Here is a 2,173-nt window from a genome sequence, read left to right as displayed (position 1 = left end):
GTTAAAAAGCAAGGAAGCGCTCCGGTGCCCTTGTCCATCCTTGATGTGGCTACAACGGGAAGAGGTTATTCAAGTATGGAAGCAATTAATAACAGTATTGAGCTTGCTAAACTTGCAGATAAACGGGGCTTTGCCCGTTATTGGGTAGCTGAGCACCACGGCATGCCCGCTGTTTCTACCTCTTCACCTGCGATGTTGCTCTCCCGACTGATCGGCGAAACACAACAAATAAGATTAGGATCTGGTGGCATGATGCTACCAAACTTTCCACCTTTGGTCGTTGCCGAGCAATTTGGTATGCTGGAGGCTATGGCTCCAGCGCGTATCGATCTTGGAATAGGACGTGCACCGGGGACCAATGAGCTTACAGCCTCAGCACTCCGTCGTGAGCAGTTCGGAGCTGAAAATTTTCCAGAACAGTTGACGGAGTTACTCCATTTTCTTGAAGATGATTTTCCTTTGGGACATCCTTACAAGGGCAAAGTATTTGCAGTTCCTGGACCCGGTCAAGATCTTGAAAACGGAATTGCACGATCTTTTGAAAGTCCATCAGTTTGGTTATTGGGATCTAGCGGTTATTCTGCGCAATTGGCAGGAAAGTTAGGACTACCATTTGCCTTTGCTGCGCAACTGGCACCTGAAAACATGTTGGCCGCATTTGAACTTTATAGAAAGTACTTCAGATCTTCAAAAGTACTTGACAGTCCTTACACCATTGCTTGCTTTTCAGTTTATGCAGCAGACAATGAAGAAGAGGCCAAATCACAGTCATATTCGGTATCACATAGTATGCTCCGAATGATGAACAGGCAATCATATATAATTCCATCTCCGCAAGAATTAAAAAATTATAAGTACAGTGATTCCGAAAGGTATATATTGGACGGTTGGAACCATAAAATGATCTATGGAACTGCAGACCAGGTCGTAAGTAAGCTAAATCACTTTCAGCAGATTTCAGGGGCAGATGAATTGATGATAGCCAATTTAGGTCATTCTCTCGAAGGGATACTGCATTCTGCAAAACTGATAGCAGATGCATACCATATGCCCAATCTGAGTCTGTAGCAATCAATAGTTTTAGCGTAATGCCATCTAGAAAAATGAAATCTATAGAGTGGGCTATTTTTGCCGAAATCTTTTTGAAAATTCAAGGTATAAAAAATACAGTATAGAGAACGGTATCAAAATGGTAGTAACCAGTGATATTATGGTAGCAGATCAATAACATAATATCTTGACCTTTGCAATGATATTACTACACGAACAAGTCAATTAGTGTGGTGTTTTAAATAATAATAAAGAAAACATGAAAAAAATATTTCTGGCAGTTACGTTTACGTTATTAGCCGCAATTGTGTTTGGACAATCCAACGTAGGTACGAAGCCTACCATTCAGTTAGTTAGAAATGCCACTTTACTTATAGAGTATGGTGGGCAGAGAATTCTTGTTGATCCGATGCTATCTCCAAAAGGAGCTATCGATTCTTGGGCGGGAATCCAACGCAATCCAACGATTGAGCTGAAAATGCCAGTTGAGAAGATTGTTAAAGATGTTAATTTAGTGCTTGTTTCCCATAGTCATGAAGATCACTTTGATAAAGTGGCGAGTAAAACCCTTAACAAATCGATCGAATTGATGATCCAACCTGCAGATAAAGATTTCTTTGACAAGGAAGGTTTTAGTAATGCAACCGTTCTCAATGACACTAAACTATGGAATGGGATTAAAATCCATCGTCTAGAAGGCCAACACGGAAGTGGTGAGGTATTGAAGATGATGGGCAAGACTTCTGGATTTATCCTAGAAGCTAAAAACCAACCTACGGTATATATTGTCGGAGATGCAATCTGGACAGATGATATCAAGCAAAATATTAAAAAATATAAGCCAGATTACATCGTTGTCAATTCCGGAGGAGCACTTATAAAAGGATTTGAAAATGTTCCGATTATTATGAACGAAGAACAGACAATGGCTCTCATCCGTGAAAGTGGTCATGCAAAAGTTATTGCAGTACACATGGACGCATTGGACCATTGCCGTACAACAAGGAGTTCTTTAATTCAGAAAGCTTCCGAGTTGAAGATCGGTAAAGATAAATTGATAGTCCCTCAAGATACAGAAGTTATTACGTTATCACTTTAGGTGACATAGCATTGTTAAAAAAAG

Annotated in this window: 2 protein-coding genes; both read left to right on the top strand. The window is 40.2% G+C overall.

Annotated elements, in window-relative coordinates; all coding sequences use genetic code 11:
- Nucleotides 1-1,068, top strand: a 1,068-nt coding sequence (locus WH188_RS26190) for an LLM class flavin-dependent oxidoreductase (protein ID WP_339424883.1), incomplete at its 5' end; no start/stop codon positions are given.
- Between the two features lie 241 nt (nt 1,069-1,309).
- Nucleotides 1,310-2,149, top strand: coding sequence for an MBL fold metallo-hydrolase (locus WH188_RS26185; RefSeq protein WP_132767452.1), 840 nt, complete (start codon nt 1,310-1,312; stop codon nt 2,147-2,149).
- Nucleotides 2,150-2,173 lie beyond the last annotated feature (24 nt).

The organism is Sphingobacterium sp. MYb388, from assembly GCF_037479535.1.
Classification (GTDB): Bacteria; Bacteroidota; Bacteroidia; order Sphingobacteriales; family Sphingobacteriaceae; genus Sphingobacterium; species Sphingobacterium anhuiense.
Note: the sequence above shows the minus strand (reverse complement) of the source record. Positions and strands in the feature narration are given on the sequence as shown.

Bases quoted from the DNA above. Each gene is read 5' to 3' on its own strand.
- WH188_RS26185 (WP_132767452.1), top strand. From the start codon at position 1,310: ATGAAAAAAATATTTCTGGCAGTTACGTTTACGTTATTAGCCGCAATT.